Source organism: Acinetobacter sp. 22323 (assembly GCF_052044895.1).
Classification (GTDB): Bacteria; Pseudomonadota; Gammaproteobacteria; order Pseudomonadales; family Moraxellaceae; genus Acinetobacter; species Acinetobacter schindleri.
In genome coordinates this window covers 42,073-66,924 of sequence record NZ_JBQEOL010000009.1, presented here as the reverse complement: position 1 = coordinate 66,924, position 24,852 = coordinate 42,073, and the positions used below count along the sequence as shown (strand labels likewise).

Genomic DNA, 24,852 nt, shown 5'->3' with positions numbered 1-24,852 from the left:
TCTGCAAGTCTAATAAATCTATTAAGCTTCAGGTGCCGGGCTGTATTGTTCAACTAAAGACTTCAATTCACCTTTCTGGAACATATCGAGCATGATATCGCTACCACCGATCAATTCACCATTGATCCACAATTGTGGGAAAGTTGGCCAGTTCGCAATAACTGGAAGAGTTGCGCGAATGTCTGGGTTTTCCAGAATATTCACATAAGCAAATGGACGACCAATTTGACTGAGTGCTTCAACCGCACGAGCAGAGAAACCACATTGTGGGAATTGTGGTGTGCCTTTCATATAAAGAAGTACTGCGTGTTTGGCAATTTGGTCACGAATTAACGCTTCTGTATCGCGTGCTTGTTCAGTCATTGATATATCCTCAATAAATCTGCTTCGCATTATACTCAAAATGAACTAAAACAGTATGTCTAAAATAATATTTCATGTTTTATTTACAATTCAGCTTTTATTCTGTTTGAGATTTTGCTTATATAGGTCCTGTCGTTATGTCTATATATGGCATCTATGACTTCAATTTTCAATCCACCTAACAGATAAGAGTTAGTCATGAAGAATATTACCCTTGCTCCTGTGCAAACTGATCAACCTTCACACTTGATGCCGGTATTTGGCCGTCAGCCGATCAGTTTTGTCCGAGGACAAGGTGCTTATCTTTATACTGAAGATGGTACTGAGTATCTAGATGCTCTGACCGGAATTGCAGTATGTGGGCTGGGTCATGCCCACCCGGTACTTGCTGAAGCAATTGCTGAACAGGCCACCACCCTGATTCACACCAGCAACCTGTTTGAAGTACCATGGCAGACTGCTGCTGCACAAAAACTGGCTGAAGTTTCAGGCATGGAAGAAATTTTCTTCTCGAATAGCGGTGCAGAATCCAATGAAGGTGCAATCAAGATTGCACGTAAATTTGGCCATATGCAAGGCATCGCTACACCAAAAATCATTGTGGCTGACCACTCTTTCCACGGTCGTACTTTGGCTACCCTCTCAGCGACAGGTAACAAAAAAGTTCAGGAAGGTTTCGGACCGCTGGTTGAAGGCTTTATCCGCGTACCATTTGGTGATATCGAAGCGATTCAGGAAGCAGCAATTAATCACCCTGACATCGTAGCTGTTTTCGTTGAACCGATTCAAGGTGAAGGCGGTGTCAATACTGCACCACAAGGCTTCAGCTACCTGGAAGAAATCCGTCAACTGTGCAACCAGCATAACTGGCTGATGATGTTGGATGAAGTTCAGACAGGTAATGGCCGTACCGGTAAATATTTTGCATATCAACATACCAACATTGTTCCAGATGTACTGACCACTGCAAAAGGTCTGGGTAATGGTTTTCCGATTGGTGCGGTGATGACCCAAGGACGTGGTGTTGGTGTTTTAACTGCCGGGAACCATGGTTCAACCTACAGCGGTACAGCACTAGGTTCACGTATTGTTTATACCATCCTTGATATTATGCAAAAAGAAAATATCGTGACGAATGCAGCAGAAAAAGGTGCTTATATCGTTGAGCAACTTTGTAGCCAGCTTGGTGATCAGAATGTCACTGTTCGTGGTTTTGGTCTGATGATTGGTATTGAATTGCCAAAAGCATGTGGCGAACTGGTAGATATCGCGCGTGATGAATATAAAACCATTATCAACGTAACTGCAGGCAATGTGGTACGTCTGCTGCCTACCCTGAACATTACTCAGGAACAGGCTGATCAACTGATTGAACGTCTGGTTAAAATGATTAAAGCATATCTGGCTTAATTTCTTAAAAGCCAGAAACATAAAAAGCCGCATCAAGCGGCTTTTTTAATTCTTTGCAGTTTATGATGCGATTTGCAACAAACGTCCGCCAGACAACTGGCCAAAATATTGTTTCAAGGTATCAAGACAACGGAGAATTTTTATAGGTTGTTGTTCACGTTTTGGCATGACTGCATATAGCGTAAATGGTTGTAATTTCCACTCAGGCAGGACTTCAATCAAAGAGCCGTTTATTAAATCTTTTTGTACATCCAGATATGACATGCGGGCAATGGTATTGCCATGCAGACACATCGACTTCGCCACAATACTATTATTGGTGTTTAGTCGTGAGCTCAGTTCAAGTTCAACTTTTTGGGCTGTATTGACATGCTGGAAATAAAATTGTTGATGATTGTTCAAATGACTGAGTGACAAAATGTCATGTTGCTTCAGATCATCCGGCTGTGTAATTAAAACAGATTGATTGATGTAACTCGGAGCTGTTACCAGAATCTGTTCAATCTGAATAAGTGGAACGACTTCAACATTGCTATCGTCGATGACTTGATCAAGGCGCAGTTCAATATCAACACGACCATCCTTCAGGTCAAGCGGTTGATCTTGTGTTTCAAACTGCATTGTCAAACCACGGTGCGCAGCCATCCAGTGCGACAATGCCGGAATCACATGCATTGAACACAGTTCTGCAGTTGCAACGATACGCAGGTCACCAACCAGATCATCACGTAGCTCATTGATACGGACTTTGCCACGTTCAGCAGCGGATAACATTTCCTGGCAGCTATAGAAAAAAGCCTGGCCTGCTTCAGTCAAACTCAATTTTCGTGTGGAACGGTTCAGGAGAATCACTTCCATGTCCTGCTCCAGCGATCGAATCTGCTGGCTTACGGCACTGGTGGTAATACCCAGTTCACGTGCAGCACCGCTAAACGAGTTTTTCTCTACAACACAAGCAAATACGCCCATTGCTCGAAGTTGATCTAACATAAATTCCCCTCTAAACTTATGAGGTGCTTCATCCTTTGATAAAAGCAACTCATTGTATTATACGGTGAAATTTAGCATTTGCACCTTTTTATTCAACTATTCGGTAAAACGGATGCAGGATTCACCGGTTTTCCATCCAGACGTACCTGGAATTCAAGCATGGTACGGGTTGTACCACTTGAACCCATTTCTGCAATCTTCTGGCCTGCGGTTACATTTTGACCACTTTTCACGTTAAGTTTACTGTTATGTGCATACGCAGTGATGTAGCCATTAATATGTTTGACCAGCACCAGATTGCCGTATTCTTTTAGACCGTCAGCGGCATACACCACCTGACCATCAGCAGCAGCAAATACCGGATCACCAACATTACCTGCGTAACGTATGCCCTTAATATTTGAAGCCAGATTGTATTGCTGCAATACTGCACCATTCGATGGTTTTACCCAACGTAATCCGGATGACGGTACAGTTGTCACAGGAGCAGGTGTAGTGACTTTTGGTGTTACTGATGGTGTCGTTTTAACAGTGGTCTGCGCTGGAGTTACCGGCGTTGGAGCCACGACAGTTTTACGCTGGATAGGTGCTGAAGTATCAACGACTTGAGTAGTCGTACTGCGTTTGGTATTTTTCAAACGGATCGATTGACCGACATAAATACGATATGGCTCCGGAATGTCATTCATTTCCGCGACACTGATATAGCTCAGACCATAGCGTGCTGCAATGCCACTTAGGGTGTCACCTGAACGAACCGTATAAAAATCAGGTGCTGCAGCATAACGTGCGGAATTATTAATATAAGGTTTGGTTGCACACCCAGTTACGATAACTGCTGAAACCACTGCTGTTGTGAGTACTAACGTTTTAATCAGGCCTGTAGGCAAAGCAATAAAGCGTTTCGGTGACACCAGGAACATTATCTTCCTCTCTAACATCTATACGGTTTAAAAAACTCGATTAGATTAGCAAAAAAACACAGCAAATAAGGTTGCAATGTCCATCTATTCACAAAGTTATAACATTAGTTAGATTTTATTTAAAATCTGACCCTGTAATTCGTGAAGTACGTCATAGTTTGTAGCATCCATCTGGATTGGCGTCACACTGACATAACCATTGGCGATGGCAAAAAAGTCTGACTCAATTTCAGTTCCTTGATGCTTTGGCATTGCAACTGCTTCACCAGATAGACCAATCCAGTAAACCTGACGGCCACGTGGATCCACATGACTGCTAATGGGTTTAGACTGGCTACGGCGACCTTGGAAGGTCACTTTGGTTCCTTTTAGCTCAGCGATATCCGGAATATTGACATTAAAAATCTGACGCTCAGGCAATGCTGGCAAACCTGCTGCAATAAAGTCATGAACCCATTGCGCTGCAACACGATAATCTTCTGGTGAGGTATAAGCACGCACGTTTTGCCCACACAAAGAAATAGCCAGTGCAGGATGTTTTGCTAGACGACCTTCAAATGCTGCCCCCACTGTTCCTGAATACAATACATCATCCCCCAGATTGGCACCGCTATTAATGCCACTCACCACAAGATCGAATTCGACATCAAACAAACCATTCATGGCCAGATAGACACAGTCTGCCGGAGTACCATTTACTGCCCAAACATCTGGAGCAATCTGAATCGGTCGCAGTGGACGGTCAAGGGTCAATGCACTGGAAAATCCGCTACGTTCGCTTTCAGGTGCAACAACCACTACACGGCCTAAGGCTTTTAAGCTCTGCGCTAGTGCCTGTATGCCCGGAGCAAATACGCCATCATCATTTGATATCAATATATTCACAGCAAAATCCCGTTCGTCCCAAAAAATGACTGATTGGGACATTTGTTTGTATTAGCCACGGAATTATATATATTTATCGTTCAACATCCATCTTTAATATATGTGGTTCATGATGATTAAAAATACGGTTGCTGTAGCCGCACTGGCTTTAGCTCTGACTGCTGGCCTGAGCTCTCCTGCTTTTTCAGCTGAAAATTTATCTGCTGAGGTAGATTTGACTATTAAGGAAGACCTGGCTTCAGTCCAAGTGCTCACTGAAGTTTGTCCGGGGATTGTGGGTAAAAATGCCAAATTTGAGCAGAACACTCAACAGCTGATTAAACAATACTTATCCGATTATTCTGATAAATCGATGACTTATGACAAGATCCAGCAGGACAAGGAATATCAGTCAGCACTTCAAGAAGCACGCCAGGAAGCCAAGCAAACCGCTAAAGATGAACATCAGGCAGTGTGTAATGACCTGATCACTCAACAAATCTAATTCAGACTTTCTGACAGGATGATGCAGCGCCATCATCCTGTTTATATAACGATTTTCTCCATTATTTTACTGCTTCCTTACATTTTTAATCTTTTCATTCCTTCAAAATTAGTTAATCTAAGCCCATCTTAATTTCTAATTTGAGCTTTTGATTTTCAATGAAAAATTTATTCATTAAAGCCTTTGGCATTTTTACTCTTTCAACTTTCAGCATTTTGACTACACAAAGTTTTGCAGCCGATACCAATATTGAAGTCACTCCGATTCAAGAAGTGACTCAGCATGAGCTTGCGGCCATTTATGTACTTTCAGAAATCTGTCCAGGTATGGTGAAAGACCAGAATAAATTTAAAGCGGGTTATAGCCAGCTGGTCAGTGAATATATGCCTGGTCAAAAGAACCCGGTAGAAGCCTTGAATCAGCTTAGCAAAAACACAAAATTCCAGCCGATCCTGAAAGAAGCACAACAGGATGCGCAGAAAGCAGGTCAGCAGAAAAATCAAGCGATTTGTACAGAACTCACCACTTATAGCAAATCCTGATTTTTTTCTGCCGCCATGCTTACAATACTTTTGAAATAAGCCGCTGCAAACCGTAGAAGTCCGCCTAGCTTTGTCCTAAAATGCTAGGCTCTTCGTGCTTACATCAAGATATTGGAACCTACTAGAAATGACCCAAAAAACTGCTCTTGCTGCATTATTATTAATTCCTAGTTTTAGCTTTGCAGCAACTGTCCTATCTGCACCACCAGAATTGAATAATAAATCTTATGTGCTAATGGACTACGAAACAGGGCAAATTCTCGCATCTAAAAATGAAAATGAAAAACTAGCCCCTGCTTCAATGACTAAAATGATGACCAGCTACATCATTGAACAAAAGTTATTAAGCGGTGAACTGACTGAAGATGAACAGGTTCGTATGAACGAATCGGCATGGTGTCGCGGTAGTAGTTCTGAATCATGTATGTATGTTCCGCTAAACGGCACGGCAACAGCACTTGAGATGCTGCGCGGTATCATCATCCAGTCAGGTAACGATGCTTCCAAAGCAATGGCAGAACATATTGCAGGTAACGAGGGTACCTTCGCACATATGATGAACCAGGAAGCAAAACGTATCGGCATGACCAATACCAGCTTTGTAAACTCAACCGGTATGCCTGCGGAAGGTCACTATTCGACTGCCAAAGATATGGCCATGCTGGCACAGCACATCATTAAAGACAGTTCAAAGTACTACCCGATTTATTCTGAAAAAGAATTTACTTTTAACGGAATCAAGCAAGGCAACCGTAATGCCCTGCTGTATACAGATCCAAGTGTGGATGGTTTGAAAACCGGTCATACCAATGAAGCGGGTTACTGCTTAACGACTTCTGCAAAACGTGGTCCAATGCGTTTGATCTCTGTGATCTTCGGTGCGCCATCTATGCAGGATCGTGCAACACATACACGTGAACTTTTGGCATGGGGTTTTGCAAACTACGAAACTAAAAATGTTCAGGCCGGCAGACAAGTCTTAGCCAAGTCTAAGGTGTGGTTTGGTAAGGAAAATGAAGTTCAAATCGGCCTTGCTGAAAACTTCAATGTGACCATGCCAAAAGGCAAAGCGAATGAGATTAAAACGCAAATCGTAGTTCAACCTAAATTGACTGCACCTTTAAAACAAGGTCAAGTGGTAGGTAAATACGTTGCTTCTCTTGATGGTAAAGTGATTGCTGAAAAACCGCTTGTTGCACTAAAAGCTGTAGAAGAAGCTGGTTTCTTTGCGCGTATGCTGGATCATATCAAACAGTTCTTCAGTAACTTATTTTAAGTTTAAACAGACTGTTTTAGCCTTAGACTAAGACCAAAGCACTCATTCAGATGGGTGCTTTTTATTTTATACTCTATACATGACGTTTAAACTTTTAATGAATAGACCACTATGAGCCAAAACATACGTTCTTATTTAGACATGATCCCACAGATTGATGAATCTTGTTATATCGATCCTATGGGGATTGTGGTTGGCGATGTGGTTTTGGCTGAGAATGTCTCGGTTTGGCCTTTTGCCGTAATTCGTGGTGATGTCAATCATATCCGGATTGGCAAGAATTCCAATGTGCAGGATCATGCCATGTTGCATGTCAGTCATAAGAAAGCCGATAAGCCAGAAGGTTCGCCACTGATCATTGGTGAAGATGTCACCATTGGTCATCATGTAAAATTACACGGCTGCACCATTGGCAATCGCGTTTTGGTCGGTATTGGCACGATTATTTTAGATGATGTGATTGTTGAAGATGATGTGATGATTGGTGCGGGTTCACTTGTTCCGCCAAATAAAGTTTTGGAAAGTGGTTACTTGTATGTAGGAAGCCCTGTGAAAAAAGTGCGTCCACTTACCGACAAAGAAAAAGCTTTTTTGCCGTATTCAGCACAGAATTATGTGAAGGTTTCAGTTAACTATAAATAAACTTTAGACAATTTCATTTGTCGAAAGCTTAAATCTTCTGTATGTTCATTTAAAAAATAATTCAAAGAATAAAAACCATGAAACATACAGAAGATCATCATTGCCCGGATCGCAATGGACTATTAAATCAGACCAGAATTAATATTCGACAGTACGGCGTACAAATCATTTCGATCACTCATACTGACTATTCTCCACCTTTTAGCTATAGCATTGGTCTGTATGAAAGATTCCAGCATCCAGAAATTATCTGTTTTGGACTCACTGCTAAACTTAGTCAAACTATTCTGAATCATGTAACTGAGGTCGTTCAAAAAGGTCAACGCATCCAGCTCAGTAACACGTATCCGAATGTATTTTTTAAAGAAAGCCGCTGTAAGTTTCTAAAAGTTGATCGCAGAAATATCGGTGACTATTTTGGGATTGCGCAAAGCTATTACCAAGATGAAGCGTTTCCAGCCTTACAATTAGTCTGGACAGATCGGAATGATAAATTTCCTTGGGAAGATGGCTTCGAGGAAGTTTTTGAATTTGATCAGCCCCTGCTGGATCGCAATGCCGAGTTTAAATTCCGCGAACCACGGAATTTAGGCATTTATACGACTAGGCAATGGCTGGAACTGGAGCAGCCAATTGTTACCGTATTGCATGAACGCGATGGTGACTGGCAATTTTTGACGGCAGAACCCTTGGCTGAGGAGGATTATATACTGGTTGGATTAGAGCACATCCTCCAACGTGATCCAACCTTAAATGAAGTATTCGACCTGCAATATGGACAGGCAGCTGACCGGAAATTTATCGGGGATGAATGGATGATTACAGAACTAGAGGATAATGATCAACTCGCTGGTTAAAGTAGTGAGTTTAAGATGATATTTAACTCTCTTTAAACACCTAATATTTCATTTAAAAAAATTAAATACCGGGAGTTTTATAGCAATATCACTTCATGAATATCAGAATGGCCACTTCATTTCGAGTAGCCATTTTTAAAATTACGGAACAATCAGATAATCGTTCTTAAAGCTGTTTGCTTCAAAATCCCCTTCGATCAAATGTATAAATTTCTGATCAATCTGGTTTAACTCTAAACAGTCATCGACATCAATCACTGCATCGGTATGTGGTTTATACCAGCCTTTTTCAATTGCCAGTTTACCTTGGGCTTTAGCTTCTGTCTTGTTTTTGGCAGCCACAACCAGATATTTATGGACTTCCCCAAACTGGTCTGGAATATAAGCACCCAGATTAATCAAAAACAGTTTTAAACCGCTATTTACAGGCAAATCACTAATCTGGACCTGATAATTTACTCCTTGATAACTCACTCCATTGATTTTCATCCAGCCATCGACATGCAGGCCTTTTTGCAAGCCAAACCATTGTTGTTTTAAATAAGGATACGCAGATTCAATATCTGAACTAATCACAGGAATTACATCATGTACTTCTACATTGGCTTTTTCATGTTTACCGCCCAGTAAGGTGATGTAGAAGTGCAGTTCAGACATAGGAGATTCCTTTAAATAGTAGAATAATAAAGTAAAGATCCATAGTTTAAATTAATTCGATTTCATTAGTTAAGAAGTATTCTCTACTCCGACTTACGAATAAAATGATATTTTTCCTTATTTTATAAAGTTTTAGGTAAATATTTTTAGGAGATATCAATAGAGTTCTATTTCGTATAACAGCGATTATATTAAATGGATTCACTTTTGATGTTATACAATTACCTAGATTTGAAAATAAGTACTATACATGTTGTAGTATTAGTTTAGATCCAAACATAGTATAAGACGTTATTGTATAACATCAGTTAACTTGATAAATCCTTTAATGGACTCAGTTACCTCGATATGTCGAATAACCATACGGACTGAGTAATAAAGGAATATGGTAGTGATTTACCGAACCATCTGTTTGGAAAATCACAGGAACTTCGGGAAAGAAGGTTTTCTTATTATGTTTATTAAACCATTCACCCGTTTTGAAAGTCACTTTATAAGTAGTGTTTTTAAATTTCTGATTCTCTGGAAATAATTCGGTTATACGTCCTTGTTCATTGGTTTTAGCTTGTGAAATTTGCACCCATTTTCCATTTTTTTGCTCTTCTAAGGTTACATTCACCTCAGGTGATGGTAAACCATTTTCCAGGTTAAGCACATGCACGCTTAAAGGATTTTGTGCCATGCTCCATGTTGAAAATAATACTGAGCCTGCAAATAAGCATAATTTTTTCATAACAGTTTTCCTCTATAAAATGATATTGTCTTAAAATAATTTAAGGGTGTTATCTATCCCTTGCTGCGCGCATTGGTCATCTTGTAATGACCCTCCTGCACCTGCCACACCAACTGAACCCAGCAACTGCTTTTTATAAAAGACTGGTACGCCTCCGCCTAAAAGCAACAATTCGGGTAAGCTGGTTAAATTCTGTGAATCGCTATTCTTCTGAGCATTACGCATAAATTCTAAGGTCGTAACCTTGGTTGAGTATGCGGTAAAAGCTTTCCTTTCTGCTGCGATGAGATTATGAATACCCACTGTTTCATGACGCTGACTTGCCAAAACATTGCCACCTTGGTCAAGGATGACCACCGCCGCAGGTTTTGCCATATCGGTGCAAGCTTGCATAATGTTTGTCGCAAGTTGATTCGCAACCTTTAAGTCCATTACATAACTGGTTGATGGAGCAGCATATGCAAGTGAGCTACATAGAATGACCGGAACACATAGAAGTTTTTTCATGAGTTCTATTAAGCTAAATGAAGAGATGACTTAGCTTAGTCAAAATAAAGCCGTTACTGCATGACAATGAAATTACAGATTTGTAATGTTGAGGCAGAGAAATTGATATAATATTTTTGAAATGCATATACTTATTGTTGAAGACGAAACTAAAATTGCTGAATTTTTAGCAAAGGGCTTAAATGAATCTGGTTATTTATCCAGTATTGCTCATGATGGATTAACAGCCCTTACATCCTTACAAGAAAAAAATTATGATTTAGTCATTTTGGATGTCATGTTGCCTGAAATTGACGGTTGGCAAGTATTAAAGACGTTAAGAACTTTCTCGCAGATCCCTGTACTCATGCTGACTGCAAAAGATCATGTTTTGGATCGAGTTAAAGGCTTAGAGTTAGGGGCAGATGACTACTTGATTAAACCCTTCTCCTATATTGAACTGTTAGCACGAGTCAAAAGCTTATTGAGACGTAGTGTAAAAACAGACGCCGAATACTATCAAGTAGCGGATCTGATTTTATATCGACTGTAACATACAGTTTATCGAAACCAACAAAAAATTGAGTTAAGCGCTAAAGAGTTTTCGCTCTTGCAATTCTTAATGCGGCATCAAGGGGAGTTATTAACCCGATCGCAAATTGCATCTGAAGTATGGAACATTAATTTTGATACGGACACCAATGTGGTTGATGTGGCAATTCGTCGATTACGCGCCAAAATTGACGACCATTTTCAGCCTAAATTAATTCATACTGTTCGAGGTATGGGTTATCGCTTAAGTGCCAATCCATGAAAAGTCAGCTACAACACTTGAGTTTAACCACACGCTTAAGTATTTCCTTTAGTATTATTTGTTGTACTGTATTTTTGGGTATTGGTTTACTGTCGTATTACAACATGCAACAGTTGTTAGCGAAGCAACGTGATCAAAATTTAACGGCACGTATGGAGCGTATTGAAATTTTTCTTAAAGATAAAGAAAGTTTTCAAATCCTAGTTCAGTACCCTCGTCTGTATGAAAATATGCTAGGAAAAGAAGATAATCTTTTAATCTTAAAAAACCAACAACAGACCTTAATTGAGATTAATCCGCTTAACGTCCATATTCCTGCTATGGCGGAATCAACAAAAATTACCTTTTTAGATAATCAAGATGAGTTCGCTACAACTCGTTTAGCCTATAAAACGGTTGTTTTTAATCATCAATATTATCAACTCATTGCTGGTACACAATTCGATGAAGCCCAAGCGACTTTAGATCAATATTTATGGAAATTGATTCTCTATAGTCTACTGGGCATTATTATCGCCAGCTTGCTTGGACGTTGGGTCGGCTTATATTTACTGAAATCTTTAAATCATCTGATTGAGCAAACCCGTCAAATTCAAGGGACTCGACCACATCAACGAATCGAAGCTCAAAGTACCACAGTTGAAGTTGAACAACTCCGTTCAGCAATGAATGCCATGTTAGAAAAAATTCAACTGAACTATGAACAATTGGCACGATTTTCTGAAGATATTGCACATGAACTAAGAACCCCCTTAAATAATTTAATGGGTCAGACACAGATCATGCTCATGCAATCTCGCTCGCAACAAGAACTGGAACAGCTTTTATATTCTCATCTTGAAGAATATGAGCTCCTTAGTAAGATGATCGATAATATGCTGTTCATCGCCCGTTCTGAACACATTGATTATATTATCGCCAAAGAAATCATTAATTTATCTACACTGATTTTAGAACTGGTGAATTACTTTGAATTCTTGGCTGAAGATAAAAAAATGACCTTTAGTCTGGAATTAGAACAAGAAATTCAAATATATGGGAATTCAGATTTACTTAAAAGAGCACTGTCCAATCTGATCATCAATGCCATTGATTATGGTCTTGAAGGTCAAGACATCGTTATTTCAACAAAGTTAATAGACAATGTTTGTCATATTGAAGTATTAACCAAAAATATTTTTATAGATGAGCATCATTTGAAGCATTTATTTGAACGTTTTTATAAAATTGATAGTAGTCGACATTCCAAAGCAAAAACGGGCGGTTTGGGGCTATCAATCGTGAAATCTATTATGATGTTACATGATGGGGAAGCATATGCGTATAACACCCAGCAAGGCATTGTATTTGGTTTAAGCTTAGACCTGAATATTGTTTAAAGTTTATGCTTAATATTTCTCAATTAACATGATGCACGTTATAAGAAATTATTTTTTATAATTCATAGTTTTGTTATACACATAAAAGCTTAATGCTGTTGAATTGAGCTTTTTTAGTGATTTTCAGTATTTCACGCTTAAAATAGAGGCAATATTTCATAAAATTGCTTATTTCTTTAAGACTAATAATTTTTTAGTAGCTAAAGAAATCCCCTCTCAACATAGCCACACACCACAAAATTTTATACAATAGTGCATCATTTTCCATGGTGCTGTTTCTATGACTGCTTGGACTGCTCACGTCACTGTCGCAACCGTTGTCGAAAAAGACGGAAAATTCCTTTTTGTAGAAGAACATACAGAAGGTGTGACACACACAGTATTTAATCAGCCAGCAGGTCATGTAGAATGCGGTGAAACCATTGTCGAGGCCGCAATTCGTGAAACCATGGAAGAAACCGGACATACGGTTGAAGTGACCCATCTTTTAGGCATGTATACCTATACCCCGCCGATGTTCCCAGACCGTACTTATTTTCGCTTCTGTTTTTTAGCCAAATCCATTGATTATGATCCACATGCCACTTTAGATACGGACATTGTCGGTGCAGTCTGGATGACTTTAGATGAACTGCAAGAGTCAGCTCGTGCGCGTAGTCCGCTGGTGATTAAAGCCGTACAAGATGCGCTTTCTGGTCAAAAATACCCTTTATCGCTCATTTACGAGCACCAAAACTCTCCCTTAATTTCAAATTTGGATGCCTAATCCTATGCAACAACGTGTCATCGTCGGAATGTCTGGTGGTGTAGATTCATCTGTGTCTGCAGCACTCCTACTTCAACAAGGTTATCAGGTTGAAGGTCTTTTCATGAAAAACTGGGAAGAAGATGACGGCACAGAATACTGCACGGCAATGGATGACCTTGCCGATGCTCAGGCCGTTTGTGACAAGATCGGGATTAAACTGCATACTGCCAACTTCGCAATGGAATACTGGGATCGCGTATTCGAGCATTTCCTGGCTGAATATGCGGCTGGTCGTACCCCAAACCCGGATATTTTGTGTAATAAAGAAATTAAATTCCGTGCTTTCCTGGATCATGCGATTAACCTGGGTGCCGACTTTATTGCGACGGGTCACTATTGTCGTCGTGGTGAAACCATGACCAATTCTAAAGGTGATCAATATGCACCTTTATTACGTGGCGTAGACAACAATAAAGACCAGACTTACTTCCTGCATGCCGTTCATGGTCGTGAAATTAACAAGACCCTGTTTCCGGTTGGTGAAATTGAAAAGCCGCAAGTGCGTAAAATTGCAGAAGAATTAGGTCTTGCTACAGCGAAGAAGAAAGACTCGACGGGCATCTGTTTTATTGGTGAACGCCGCTTTAATGACTTCTTGAAGCAATATTTACCGGCTCAACCCGGAAAAATCGTGCTAGAAGACGGTAAAGAGGTTGGTGAACATCACGGCTTAATGTACTATACGCTCGGTCAACGCGGCGGGATCGGCATTGGCGGTATGAAAGGCGCTGAAGAAGGTGCCTGGTTTGTACTGCACAAAGATATCGAGGGTAACCGTCTCGTGGTTGGTCAGGGCCATGAACATCCACTAATGCAAAGCACCATGCTTTGGAGTGAAGCGATTGACTGGGTAGCTGGTGAGCAGGAGATCTCTGAATCAGGTTTCCGCTGTACGGCAAAAACCCGCTATCGTCAGCCTGATCAAGCGTGTACCATTTATAAGGATCCAGAAACACCCCAAGGTGTTCGGGTAGAATTTGATGAGCCACAACGAGCTGTGACCCCAGGTCAAAGCGTGGTGTTCTACTCAGGTGAAGTATGTTTGGGTGGCGGTGTGATTCATCATACCAATGCACCTAAACCTGATTTTATATAAGGATGAGGTCGGCATGACGAAATTACCTTTTCAACAGGCCACAGCGTTGAATGTTCGTCAAAACCGTGCTTTGGCGTTAGCGGGTGTGTTTCAGGCCACCCAGCTGACCCATATGACTGCTTTAACCGGTCAGCAAAGCATTGGGGAAAGTGGTAATTTCTATTTTGAACAGCTGATTAAAGCCAGTTTAAATATCCGACCAAGCGGCTCGCTCAATGTCCAGACCCTGGATTTGTTTAATCAGCTGGCTGATATTTCTCTCGGATTAAAAACCCTAGAAAGTTCCATTACTCAACCCTTCGATACCAGCCCAAAATCCAGACTTCCAAAACTCTCCTCTACCAAGCTGCCAATGTCCTATGCGATGGCACTTCTTCAGTTAGAAAAGAAGGTCTACAGCAATCCTAAATTTGTTGAAATTATTGAACAATCCCAGCAAAAAATTCTAAGACAGCTCTCCTTTTTCGACAATAACTATATGCACCCCAGCATCATTGCCAATCTCGCACAAACCTATGTGGATACTGCCGGACAGATTAATCCGCGCATTATGGTGCGTGGTAATGCTGAAGCCTTTAAAGATGCCGGTCACACCAACCGTATTCGTGCTTCATTGTTTACTGGCCTGCAAATGGCACACCTATGGCGTCAACTCGGCGGCAGTTCCTGGGGTATGGTTTTTGGCAAGCGCAAGCTGCTACAGGATATCCAAAATCTCGCGCGCTTACAGTTTCAGGCAGTTTAACTGATGCTGTACGCGTATCTCGTTTTTCGTTTAATTCCAAAATTTAGGGAATCGATATGAACGCTTTAACTGCACTTTCTCCATTAGATGGACGCTACGCTAGCAAATGTGATGCGCTGCGCCCTTTTCTTTCTGAGTTTGGTCTGATCCATGCTCGTGTGACTGTTGAAGTGCGTTGGTTACAAGCGCTTGCCAACCGTCCTGAAATCACTGAAGTGCCAGCTTTCTCATCTGAAACCAATGCAGCACTTGATGCAATCGTTGCAAATTTCTCTGAAGAAGATGCAAACCGCATTAAAGAGATTGAGCGTACGACTAACCATGACGTAAAAGCGGTTGAGTATTTCCTGAAAGAAAAAATTGCAGGCATTGAAGAACTGAAAAATGCAGGCGAATTCATTCACTTTGCATGTACTTCTGAAGATATCAATAACCTGTCTCATGCATTAATGCTGAAAAGCGGTCGTGATGTACTGGTTGAGTCTATGCAACAAATCATTGATTCAATTGTTGCATTAGCTGAAAAACATGCTGACCAACCAATGTTGTCTCGTACACATGGTCAAACAGCGAGCCCAACCACTTTGGGTAAAGAAATGGCGAACGTGGCTTACCGTCTTGCCCGTCAAATCAAACAGTTCAAACAAGTTGAGCTACTGGGCAAAATTAATGGTGCAGTGGGTAACTACAATGCGCATCTTTCAGCTTACCCAGACATCAACTGGCCTGCGCATTCACAAGCATTTGTTGAATCTTTAGGTTTGACTTTTAATCCGTACACCACTCAGATCGAGCCACATGACTACATGGCGGAACTGTTTGATGCGCTTCGTCGTTTCAATACCATCTTGATCGATTTTAATCGTGACGTTTGGGGTTATATCTCGCTTGGTTTCTTCAAGCAAAAACTAAAAGAAGGCGAAGTGGGTTCTTCAACTATGCCGCATAAAGTTAACCCGATTGATTTCGAAAACTCAGAAGGTAACTTGGGTATTGCCAATGCAGTTCTTGCACATCTTGGCGAAAAACTGCCTATTTCTCGCTGGCAGCGTGACCTGACTGACTCAACTGTTCTTCGTAACATGGGTGTAGGTTTTGCGCAAAGCTTGATCGCGTTTGAAGCTTGCTTAAAAGGCGTGGGTAAACTTGAATTGAATGCTGCACGTATTGATGAAGACTTAGACAATGCTCAAGAAGTCTTGGCTGAACCAATTCAAACGGTTATGCGTCGTTATAATGTTGAAAAACCATATGAAAAATTAAAAGCATTGACTCGTGGTCAGGCAATGACTCGTGACATGATGGTTGATTTCGTAAACGGTAACGAATTAGAAGCTGTTCCTGCAGCGGATCGTGCTCGTTTGGCTGAAATGACACCTGCAACATATACAGGTAATGCATCTGAACAAGCAAAACAAATTAAAGACTTAATCGCTAAAATCTAATTTAGACAATTAAGACCAAAAGCGAAGCTCCGGCTTCGCTTTTTTTATTTATAATCATGTCTAACTTTAAGAAAAATGATATAGAAATAGATGATGGATCATCGATTAAGCAGCAAACATTTTGTTAGTTTAGGGATTTTGGCAATTGCGATTATCTTTGCCAGTATTCATCCTTTAGAAATGGAATCTTATCTGCTCCATCAAACAGGTACGGTTTTTATGATCGTTATGTTGATCTTGTGCCTGTATAAAATCGGATTGAGCTTCTTCAGTTTCAACCTCTATCTGGCTTTTCTGCTGATTCATGTGGTTGCTGCACATTATCTGTATTCTTATGTACCTTATAATGAATGGACTCAGACACTCTTTGGCTTTGACCTGAATGCTGCCATAGGCTGGTCACGCAACATGTTTGACCGTTTTGTACACCTGGCTTTTGGCCTTCTACTCTACCCGGTATTTTACCGGCTGTTTCAGGTCTGGCTGCCGCAGCAAAAACCATTCACAGTTTTCTTGTTAGTCATTCAATTTGTCATGGCAACCAGCCTGATTTATGAATGGATCGAATGGCTGATTGCGATTGGCTTATCCCCTGAACAGGCAGAAAGTTATAATGGTCAGCAAGGCGACATGTGGGATGCACATAAAGATATGTTTTTAGCAACAGTTGGGTCGATGTTTACGGGTGCACTGATGCTGATTTCACAAAATAAAAAAAGCTCATTAAAGTGAGCTTTTTAGATCATCATGAATTAAAGTTTTGAATCATGGATTTAATTACCTTCCTATTTTTCAATTATGGAAGTGGGCAATATCGCTTCCAATCATCTTTCATTTTTTGCAATTCACTCCCCGTCAATATCTCGCTGTAATAAATGAAATAGATTGCATTAGGATATTGAATTTCATGGCGGAACATCATGCCACGCAGTGACACAGATAACTCCTCAGGAAAATCATCCAAATTCAATTCTTCAAACTCGTAATTAAAATAACAGTTTTGCGTTGCAAGATATGCTTCAGCGACAGCCATGTTTCTGCTCTAACAGTAAAATATGCTTTATTTTATCTGATTAGCTTCAGTGATGGTCGGCATTTCAGTGGGGTCAATCCATTTAACAAACTTAGATTTTGACAAGTGTGGGTATTTAAACTTATCTAAATACTCAAAACAGACCCTTTGCCCTTTCGGCATTTTCTCAGAATCCTTATCGAAATATAAATAACGACTATACTTGGCACCATTGAAGCGAATGATTACGCTTTCATGCTGAGTTCCACCTCGAGTTTTATATACCTGATAAGACTGCACCACACCACATTCTTTCGATGGAGTAACGGGTGGATTATTTGGCTTTAAAACACCATACAGCAGAAAAATACAAGCACCGGGTAGGAAGCTCAGCCAAAACAGAATCTTCTTCGAATCATTATTTATGAATTTGGCTTCAGCATAGAGCATACATAACATCGGAATAAACACGATGCTAAAGAATCCCAATAATAAAATGAACGTGAGCATATGAGCCTAGACTCAATTAAAGTACTTCACTTATATCATAATGATTTGATTTCAAAAATAAAAAAGCTCACCAAGTGAGCTTTCCATATCCTCTACAGGGAAATAAATTAAAGTTTCGGATCACGCATCTGAACCAGATTTGAATTGGCTTTCGTCAGCGTGTCGACTACTTTGTTCATTACAGCAGGAATTAGAGAGTCAGCAATTTGTGCTGCCTGCAAACCCAGTTTTTCACCTAAAGTTGGTTTCTTACGCGTATTGATCGTATATACATCATGCTGAGGCAATAAACCCAATACGTACTCATCCGATGTTTGCAGCTTATCCACCAGATTCAGATCCAGCGCATCCTGACCATACCAGTGCTCACCTGTTGCCACTTTTTCAACATTGAGTTGCGGACGATACTTTTCCACAAAATGCTTAAACAGCGCATGCGTTTGCTGAATTTCTTCTTCAAACTTGGCTTTACCTTCTTCAGTATTTTCACCGAACATGGTTACGGTACGTTTGTACTCACCTGCCGTAAACAGTTCAAAGTCAATTTTGTTGTCTTTTAACAGACGGTTAAAGTTCGGTACTTGAGCAACTACACCAATTGAACCCACAATCGCAAACGGGGCAGAAATAATTTCGCTGGCAATACATGCCATCATATAGCCACCGCTAGCAGCGACTTTATCGACGCAAATCGTCAAATGGAATCCTGCTTCACGTAATCGCACCAGTTGGGCAGCTGCCAGACCATAGCCATGTACCATACCACCGGGACTTTCCAAGCGTACGATTACACGGTCGCGTCCAGCTTTTGCTGTTGCCAGAATCAGGGTAATTTCTTCACGTAGCTGTTCAACTGCAGAAGCAGCAGTATCTCCTTTAAAATCGAGCACGTAGATTTTTTCATTGGTTTTTTTACGGGCACGTGCTTCTTTTGCCAGTTGCTGACTTAACTGCAATAGCTCCAGCTTAGAGGCAGTGGTTTGCGCAATTTTTTTTCGTTGTTCATTAATACGCGCATTTAGGTGACTGATACGGATTTCAGCCGGTAGTTTCGGAGTATGAAATAACATATAAAATCTATTCTCAGTTTAATTCGGTCTATAAACCTTAGATTAGGTCAATTTGGTATTTTTTCAACCATATTATTGACTGAATTCTCTCGCACTGCTCTTAGTTGCAAAATTCCATATTGTTCTTGTATTTTTGCAATTGATAACCACCGTAGCATTAACGGAAATTGTATATAGTAAAGCATCCCGATAATAACAGCATTAATCGGCCACCATGCGAGAATCCAGAAGCTCGATCCTCGGCTACTCGTGAATGGTGTGACCCAAATATACATTGCAATACAACCATAAATCACCACACCAATCATTAGATATTGAAACCATGGATGTTTCAAAAAATGCCGAGTCATTGAGTCACTTAACTTTTGCTGACCAGACCTGTCATTATCTACACTTTCTACCACTTGTTTTAATTTGAACTGATACTGCGCATAAGCTCGAATGTATGCGTTCCATTTTCTTCGGAAAGCGACAGAGCCTTCGAGCTGCTTAAAACGCAGATAGATTAAAGGTACAATGAATATGGAAACCGTCACATAAACATCATATAACCAACGATGATAATTGCTCATACCTTGGCTTTGTGAAGTGGGAAACCACCCTTCATGCAGAACCAAAGTCGCCATAAAAAGACTAATACCAACCAGAAAGATGCTTAGATTTCTTGGAAAATTCACTGAACCGAATAATGCTCGATAGAGCGCTTGCTGTGTTTCAGCAACGACCTTGCCTTCTTTTTTGGTCAAATTATAATTACGCATCTCAATTTAATTTTATAATTTTAAAAAATTACATACAGCATAACAAAAAAACAGAATCCTAAGATTCTGTTTTAAAATATTTTTTAAATGTGTATTAACCAAAACGACCAGTAATGTATGCTTCTGTCAACTGATGATCCGGCTGGCTAAAGACTTTTTCTGTCGAATTCACTTCAATTAGATCGCCTAAATGGAAGTATGCTGTTCGATCTGACACGCGTGCCGCCTGCTGCATTGAGTGAGTCACAATAGCAATCGTATATTGGGTAGAAAGTTCGGAGATCAGCTCTTCCACTTTTGCTGTCGCAATCGGATCCAGCGCTGAACATGGTTCATCCATCAGGATGACATCCGGGCTTACCGCAATGGTTCGCGCGATGCAGAGACGTTGCTGCTGACCACCAGATAAAGTTGTTCCCGGCTGATTCAGTCGGTCCTTTACTTCATTCCACAATCCGGCCTTACGTAAACTATTCTCGACAATTTCTTCCAGATCATATCTATCGCGAGCCAGACCATGCAGTTTTGGACCATAGGCCACATTGTCAAAAATAGATTTTGGAAATGGGTTTGGTTTCTGAAATACCATGCCAACCTGCGCACGTAGCAATACTACATCCAGATTAGGATCATAAATATCCTGATGATCCAGCAAAACTTTACCTGTCATACGGCAACCATCAATGGTGTCGTTCATCCGGTTAAGAGCGCGCAGGAAAGTCGATTTACCGCAACCCGATGGACCAATAAAGGCGATCACTTCATTTTCATAAATGTTCAGGTCAATACCTTTGATCGCTTCGAGTTCACCATAGTAAACATGTACATCCTGCGCGCTCAGCTTGACATTACCCGTCTTGTCTTTTTTCTTATTTTCAGCTTGGGTCTCGAACTGAGAATTATATGAAATCAGGGGCTTGGTTGCAGCGGCATCTGCAATAAATTTATTTTGCTGGAGGTTCATGGATAGATCCTTTTTTAAATAGTTTGAAATATTCATTGTTTTCATTATTTTCTCCTTACCAACGGACTTCAAACTTCTTGCGTAACCAGATGGCTAAGCTGTTTAAGCCAATCATCATGACAAGGAGAACAATAATGGCGGCAGCAGTACGACCTTCGAAGAAGTTACGCAATTCATTACCCTGCCACAGGAAAATCTGTACAGGCAAAGCAGTCGATTGATCTAGTGGCGTTGCCGGTACGCTAGCAACAAAGGCGCTCATCCCGATCAATAACAGTGGTGCGGTTTCGCCAAGTGCCTGTGCGACACCAATAATCGCTCCGGTCAAAATACCTGGTAGTGCGAGTGGTAAAATATGATGGAATACAGTCTGTAAACGTGAGGCACCCAAGCCTAAGGCTGCCTGACGAATTGATGGTGGCACAGCTTTTAGAGAAGCTCGTGTGGTAATAATCACGGTTGGCAAAGTCATCAGACTAAGTACCAGACCACCGACTAATGGCGCTGAAAGTGGTAAATGCATCCAGCCGATGAAGATCGCTGCACCAAGTAGACCGAAAACAATAGACGGAACGGCTGCCAAGTTATTGATGTTGACTTCAATGACATCGGTGATCCAGTTTTTTGGTGCAAACTCTTCCAGATAGATGGCTGAAGCTACACCGATTGGAATCGAGATAAAGATCACGATCAACATCATGAACAGCGAGCCCATGAATGCACCTGCCAAACCAGAGGTTGCAGGCGAACTACGAGAGTCCGGATTGGTAAAGATATTGGTATTGAAGCCGTTTTCGATCACGCCTGAAGCTTTCATGTCATCAGCAATCTGGCGGACTTCAGGACTTAGCTGTTGCTGCTCATCTGGCAGGTCACGGTCAATATTACCTGCAAGCCATACATCAACATTGGCGTCGGCCAAAATTTTAACTTCCTGGGTTTTCCCGACTAGACTTGGATTGTTCAGCACCATGTCACGCAGACGATAGGCTTCTGAACTGGTATATAAATAACCCAGTTCATCACGTTGGTTTTCCAGCTTGCTGTCTTTGGCAATCATACCGTTAATGATCAGGGCATCCCAGTCGACCATGCCAGCCTGCATCTGCCAATCCACCATACGCTGTTCAAACTGTGCAGGAGACTCGCCGGCAGTCTGTTTGGGTTGTGGACCAATATTGACAATTGCCGGATCGAAATGGATAGGCAGGCTCATACTGCTTTGCCAGAATGCCGGCAAGCCTTTGGCCAAGATACTACCGAACAGCAATACGACAAAGAACAGACCCGCCAATACTGCAGAAAAACCAAGCATACGAAAGGTTTTTTCTTTGCGATGGCGCCGTGCAAGAGAGCTTTGAATGGTCTTTTTACGCTCTTCACGCAGCTCAGCATTAACAGATGGATCAATACGCTGATCTAAAGGTGTGGTATTTGAAGTACTCATTAGTCGTATTGCTCACGATATTTACGCACGATGTACAGTGCGACAATGTTCAAACCTAAGGTAATAACAAAAAGAGTCAGACCCAATGCAAACGCAACCAGTGCTTGTGGACTGGCAAAGTCAGTATCGCCAGTTAACTGGTTCACAATGGTAATGGTTACAGTTGATACCGCTTCTAGTGGATTAGCATGTAACAGCGGGCTATTACCTGCTGCCAGTACTACAATCATGGTCTCACCAATCGCACGGGATGCTGCTAGCAAGAAGGCACCGATAATGCCCGGCAAAGCGGCTGGTAGTACCACCTGGCGGATCGTTTCAGATTTGGTTGCGCCTAGACCCAGTGAACCGTCTCGTAAGGCACGTGGTACCTGGGTAATAATGTCATCTGATAAAGAAGATACAAATGGAATGATCATGATGCCCATAACAAAGCCGGCAGTTAAGGCACTGGTCGCATTAATATCAACACCGACCATAGCACCGAGCGTTTTAATAAATGGGCCCAGAATCATCAAGGCAAACACACCGTAAACGATGGTTGGAATACCAGCCAGAACCTCAATAGTCGGTTTTGCCCATGAACGGAATTTTGGTGAGGCATATTCGGACAGATAGATCGCAATCATCAGACCCAATGGAACTGCTACCAACAGGGCGATTCCACTGACCATCAAGGTGCCCCACAATAAAGGCAACAGGCCATAACTTCCTTCAGCATTGCCTGAAGTGCTAAAACCTGGGTTCCATTGTGTGCCAAAGAAAAAATCAATTGGGCTGACGAAGCTAAAGAAGCGCATTGCTTCGCCAAACATCGACATGACAATGCCGAGTGTGGTCAGGATGGCAACACCAGAACAGAGTGCCAAGCTGATATTGATAACTTTTTCAACCTGATGACGTGCACGCAACTGATTACTGATACGTTTTTTGGCCCAAACCAGTCCGGCAACAGCAACAGATATCACCACCACCAGTTTGGCATAGCTGCTGATGCTCATGATACGTGCCACCTGCTCTGCTGCAGCCAGTTCATAGGCCTGTGGTATATCACTAACGCCAAAACCGGAAGCCAGTGCCTGTACCCGATCCACGATCACACTCAGAGCTGCAGAATCCATGCCTGCGACCATCTGTTGTGGCAGGTGTTTCAGCACCAGCTGTTCCAAGAGCACAGGTTCAACCAGATTCCAAATCATGAAGATTAAAAATGCAGGAATACCACACCATAAAGCCACCATGGCGCCATAATAGCCAGGACGCGAATTCAGCATTGCTGTGTTTTTGCCTTGGCCTGCCAATTTCTGGCTTCGACTTAATCCGATCTGATAGGCAACGGCGATAATCGCCAGTAACACACCCAGGAGTAGCAGATTCATGTATGCTCCACTGTTTTTTCAATCTTCATATTTTTAAAAAACCTATCTATGACTAAAAGCCGGTGACCGTTTCCAGCCACCAGCTATTTCAATATTTGCTTACTTCACTACAACTACTTTAGCTGCCTTAAAGTTAGCAAGTACTGCTACACGTTCCTTATCAGACATTGAAATCAAACCTGCTTTTTCCAGTTTCGATCCTTTACCAGATACTTTCTTGCTCAGGAAGTATTCAGTGAACTGTGGCAAACCTTTGATTGGTTTCAGGTGTTCGCCTTTCACATAGAAGAACAATGGGCGAGATACCGGATAAGAACCATTCAGGATGGTCTGCTCAGATGGTGCAACGTTGTTAACTGTTGCAACACGCAGCTTGTCACGGTTCTGGTCATAGAAACCTAGACCAAATACACCAACTGCACTTGGAGAGGTTTTCAGACGTGCCAGTGTTTCGGTGTAGTCACCTGAAATTTCAATAACACGACCATCTTTACGGAAAGTGGTACAGGCTTTCTTTTTGGCATCTTTATCTAAAGACTTAATTGCAGCATATGTTTCACAACCTGCATCCACCATCTTCTCCTGGAAGACTTCGCGTGTTCCATGATTCGAAGCAGGAATTACCAGTGTGATCGGCTCATTAGGAAGTGACTTGTCAATCTGGTTCCAGCGTGTATACGGGTTAGCTACCATTTTGCCATTGGCTGGTAACTGTGCTGCCAAGGCTGCAAAAACATGTTGTGGACGAAGTTTATAAGCTGCTTTTTTGGCATTCGATGCAAAGACAATACCGTCATAACCGATTTTGATTTCTAGTACCTGGTTAACGCCATTCTTTTTACATTCTGCCAATTCGGAACTTTTGATCTGGCGAGATGCGTTTGCGATATCGATGGTATTATCACCAACACCATTACAGAACTGCTTTAAACCACCTGACGAACCGCCTGAGCCGACAACTGGAGTTTTAAACTGCGGGAAAGTATTGCCAAATTCTTCAGCTACAATACTTGCATATGGAAGTACCGTTGAAGAACCTGCGATTTGAATTGTGTCGCGTGCTGCATTCGCAGCAGTCATGCCTAGCCCCATCACTGCAAGTGCAAGTGCAATTTTTGTAAAGCGCATTCTGTATCTCTCACAATCATTTAAATTTGGAGTACGCCACTTTTTT

The 24,852-nt window shown here is 41.4% G+C and carries 27 protein-coding genes and 1 pseudogene; 13 read left to right on the top strand and 15 right to left on the bottom strand.

Annotated elements, in window-relative coordinates:
* Positions 1-21 precede the first annotated feature (21 nt).
* Positions 22-363, bottom strand: a complete 342-nt coding sequence (gene grxD / locus ACTJIX_RS07715; protein ID WP_004810457.1) for a Grx4 family monothiol glutaredoxin — start codon at positions 361-363, stop codon at positions 22-24.
* 198 nt (positions 364-561) lie between these two features.
* Between grxD and ACTJIX_RS07710 the strand changes: the two genes are divergently transcribed.
* The gene (locus tag ACTJIX_RS07710) at positions 562-1,773 is read left to right on the top strand and encodes an aspartate aminotransferase family protein (protein WP_005221525.1); all 1,212 of its coding nucleotides are present in this window, start codon (positions 562-564) and stop codon (positions 1,771-1,773) included.
* A 60-nt stretch (positions 1,774-1,833) separates the two neighbouring features.
* Here ACTJIX_RS07710 and ACTJIX_RS07705 read toward each other — a convergent pair whose 3' ends face one another.
* The 3 genes from ACTJIX_RS07705 to surE all read right to left on the bottom strand — a co-directional run bounded on the left by ACTJIX_RS07705 (position 1,834) and on the right by surE (position 4,571).
* Positions 1,834-2,763 carry a LysR family transcriptional regulator gene (locus ACTJIX_RS07705; RefSeq protein ID WP_008306598.1) on the bottom strand — a complete coding sequence of 310 codons (930 nt, stop codon included), beginning with the start codon at positions 2,761-2,763 and terminating at the stop codon, positions 1,834-1,836.
* A 92-nt stretch (positions 2,764-2,855) separates the two neighbouring features.
* The gene (locus tag ACTJIX_RS07700) at positions 2,856-3,686 is read right to left on the bottom strand and encodes a peptidoglycan DD-metalloendopeptidase family protein (protein WP_005221515.1); all 831 of its coding nucleotides are present in this window, start codon (positions 3,684-3,686) and stop codon (positions 2,856-2,858) included.
* A 108-nt stretch (positions 3,687-3,794) separates the two neighbouring features.
* The gene (surE, locus tag ACTJIX_RS07695; RefSeq protein WP_008306600.1) at positions 3,795-4,571 is read right to left on the bottom strand and encodes a 5'/3'-nucleotidase SurE; all 777 of its coding nucleotides are present in this window, start codon (positions 4,569-4,571) and stop codon (positions 3,795-3,797) included.
* A gap of 109 nt (positions 4,572-4,680) precedes the next feature.
* Between surE and ACTJIX_RS07690 the strand changes: the two genes are divergently transcribed.
* The 5 genes from ACTJIX_RS07690 to ACTJIX_RS07670 all read left to right on the top strand — a co-directional run bounded on the left by ACTJIX_RS07690 (position 4,681) and on the right by ACTJIX_RS07670 (position 8,372).
* A complete protein-coding gene (locus ACTJIX_RS07690; RefSeq protein ID WP_440611326.1) occupies positions 4,681-5,055 on the top strand; it encodes an MCR_0457 family protein in 375 nt (124 codons plus the stop codon).
* 158 nt (positions 5,056-5,213) lie between these two features.
* Positions 5,214-5,597 (top strand): MCR_0457 family protein, encoded by a 384-nt coding sequence (locus tag ACTJIX_RS07685; RefSeq protein WP_004810468.1) that lies wholly within the window; start codon positions 5,214-5,216, stop codon positions 5,595-5,597.
* Positions 5,598-5,724: 127 nt separating this feature from the next.
* Entirely contained in the window at positions 5,725-6,873 is a 1,149-nt protein-coding gene (gene dacC, locus ACTJIX_RS07680; RefSeq protein WP_004810469.1) for a D-alanyl-D-alanine carboxypeptidase PBP5/6, read from the top strand.
* 111 nt (positions 6,874-6,984) lie between these two features.
* The gene (locus ACTJIX_RS07675; RefSeq protein ID WP_005221508.1) at positions 6,985-7,515 is read left to right on the top strand and encodes a gamma carbonic anhydrase family protein; all 531 of its coding nucleotides are present in this window, start codon (positions 6,985-6,987) and stop codon (positions 7,513-7,515) included.
* A 77-nt stretch (positions 7,516-7,592) separates the two neighbouring features.
* Positions 7,593-8,372 carry a DUF4262 domain-containing protein gene (locus ACTJIX_RS07670; protein ID WP_005221506.1) on the top strand — a complete coding sequence of 260 codons (780 nt, stop codon included), beginning with the start codon at positions 7,593-7,595 and terminating at the stop codon, positions 8,370-8,372.
* Positions 8,373-8,513: 141 nt separating this feature from the next.
* Here the strand turns inward: ACTJIX_RS07670 and ACTJIX_RS07665 are convergent, their stop codons facing one another.
* The 3 genes from ACTJIX_RS07665 to ACTJIX_RS07655 all read right to left on the bottom strand — a co-directional run bounded on the left by ACTJIX_RS07665 (position 8,514) and on the right by ACTJIX_RS07655 (position 10,269).
* Positions 8,514-9,029: a DUF1543 domain-containing protein gene (locus ACTJIX_RS07665; protein WP_005221505.1), complete on the bottom strand. Its 516-nt coding sequence runs from the start codon at positions 9,027-9,029 to the stop codon at positions 8,514-8,516.
* 334 nt (positions 9,030-9,363) lie between these two features.
* Complete coding sequence (uraH, locus tag ACTJIX_RS07660) at positions 9,364-9,762, bottom strand: hydroxyisourate hydrolase (RefSeq protein WP_005221501.1); 399 nt, start codon at positions 9,760-9,762, stop codon at positions 9,364-9,366.
* A gap of 30 nt (positions 9,763-9,792) precedes the next feature.
* On the bottom strand, positions 9,793-10,269 hold the full coding sequence (locus ACTJIX_RS07655; protein WP_005221499.1) for a heme-binding protein: 477 nt from the start codon (positions 10,267-10,269) through the stop codon (positions 9,793-9,795).
* Positions 10,270-10,390: 121 nt separating this feature from the next.
* On the opposite strand from ACTJIX_RS07655, the pseudogene ACTJIX_RS07650 reads away from it, so the two are divergent.
* The 7 genes and pseudogenes from ACTJIX_RS07650 (at position 10,391) to ACTJIX_RS07620 (ending at position 17,267) form a co-directional block, all read left to right on the top strand.
* A pseudogene (locus ACTJIX_RS07650) lies at positions 10,391-11,062 on the top strand (heavy metal response regulator transcription factor).
* The gene (locus ACTJIX_RS07645) at positions 11,059-12,441 is read left to right on the top strand and encodes a heavy metal sensor histidine kinase (RefSeq protein ID WP_440611325.1); all 1,383 of its coding nucleotides are present in this window, start codon (positions 11,059-11,061) and stop codon (positions 12,439-12,441) included. Before ACTJIX_RS07650 ends, ACTJIX_RS07645 begins: the two are co-directional and overlap by 4 nt.
* 280 nt (positions 12,442-12,721) lie before the next feature.
* Entirely contained in the window at positions 12,722-13,207 is a 486-nt protein-coding gene (locus ACTJIX_RS07640) for an NUDIX hydrolase (RefSeq protein ID WP_005221494.1), read from the top strand.
* 4 nt (positions 13,208-13,211) lie between these two features.
* Positions 13,212-14,345, top strand: coding sequence for a tRNA 2-thiouridine(34) synthase MnmA (gene mnmA / locus ACTJIX_RS07635; protein ID WP_004894053.1), 1,134 nt, complete (start codon positions 13,212-13,214; stop codon positions 14,343-14,345).
* A gap of 13 nt (positions 14,346-14,358) precedes the next feature.
* Positions 14,359-15,090 (top strand): high frequency lysogenization protein HflD, encoded by a 732-nt coding sequence (hflD, locus tag ACTJIX_RS07630; RefSeq protein WP_004894049.1) that lies wholly within the window; start codon positions 14,359-14,361, stop codon positions 15,088-15,090.
* 56 nt (positions 15,091-15,146) lie between these two features.
* A complete protein-coding gene (gene purB, locus ACTJIX_RS07625) occupies positions 15,147-16,535 on the top strand; it encodes an adenylosuccinate lyase (protein WP_004810482.1) in 1,389 nt (462 codons plus the stop codon).
* 90 nt (positions 16,536-16,625) lie between these two features.
* Positions 16,626-17,267 (top strand): DUF2238 domain-containing protein, encoded by a 642-nt coding sequence (locus ACTJIX_RS07620; RefSeq protein ID WP_004894044.1) that lies wholly within the window; start codon positions 16,626-16,628, stop codon positions 17,265-17,267.
* 64 nt (positions 17,268-17,331) lie between these two features.
* Here ACTJIX_RS07620 and ACTJIX_RS07615 read toward each other — a convergent pair whose 3' ends face one another.
* The 8 genes from ACTJIX_RS07615 to ACTJIX_RS07580 all read right to left on the bottom strand — a co-directional run bounded on the left by ACTJIX_RS07615 (position 17,332) and on the right by ACTJIX_RS07580 (position 24,806).
* Complete coding sequence (locus tag ACTJIX_RS07615; RefSeq protein ID WP_005221492.1) at positions 17,332-17,568, bottom strand: hypothetical protein; 237 nt, start codon at positions 17,566-17,568, stop codon at positions 17,332-17,334.
* 27 nt (positions 17,569-17,595) lie between these two features.
* Positions 17,596-18,057, bottom strand: a complete 462-nt coding sequence (locus ACTJIX_RS07610) for a hypothetical protein (protein WP_005221490.1) — start codon at positions 18,055-18,057, stop codon at positions 17,596-17,598.
* A gap of 107 nt (positions 18,058-18,164) precedes the next feature.
* Positions 18,165-19,127, bottom strand: a complete 963-nt coding sequence (gene sohB, locus ACTJIX_RS07605) for a protease SohB (protein WP_004894036.1) — start codon at positions 19,125-19,127, stop codon at positions 18,165-18,167.
* Positions 19,128-19,174: 47 nt separating this feature from the next.
* Positions 19,175-19,873, bottom strand: a complete 699-nt coding sequence (locus ACTJIX_RS07600; protein ID WP_262478614.1) for a hypothetical protein — start codon at positions 19,871-19,873, stop codon at positions 19,175-19,177.
* A 109-nt stretch (positions 19,874-19,982) separates the two neighbouring features.
* Positions 19,983-20,897 (bottom strand): phosphate ABC transporter ATP-binding protein PstB, encoded by a 915-nt coding sequence (gene pstB / locus ACTJIX_RS07595; RefSeq protein WP_004810494.1) that lies wholly within the window; start codon positions 20,895-20,897, stop codon positions 19,983-19,985.
* Between the two features lie 10 nt (positions 20,898-20,907).
* A complete protein-coding gene (pstA, locus tag ACTJIX_RS07590; RefSeq protein WP_005221485.1) occupies positions 20,908-22,299 on the bottom strand; it encodes a phosphate ABC transporter permease PstA in 1,392 nt (463 codons plus the stop codon).
* Entirely contained in the window at positions 22,299-23,678 is a 1,380-nt protein-coding gene (gene pstC, locus ACTJIX_RS07585; protein WP_005221482.1) for a phosphate ABC transporter permease subunit PstC, read from the bottom strand. Before pstC ends, pstA begins: the two co-directional genes overlap by 1 nt.
* Positions 23,679-23,777: 99 nt before the next feature.
* The gene (locus ACTJIX_RS07580; protein ID WP_005221480.1) at positions 23,778-24,806 is read right to left on the bottom strand and encodes a substrate-binding domain-containing protein; all 1,029 of its coding nucleotides are present in this window, start codon (positions 24,804-24,806) and stop codon (positions 23,778-23,780) included.
* Positions 24,807-24,852: the final 46 nt, after the last annotated feature.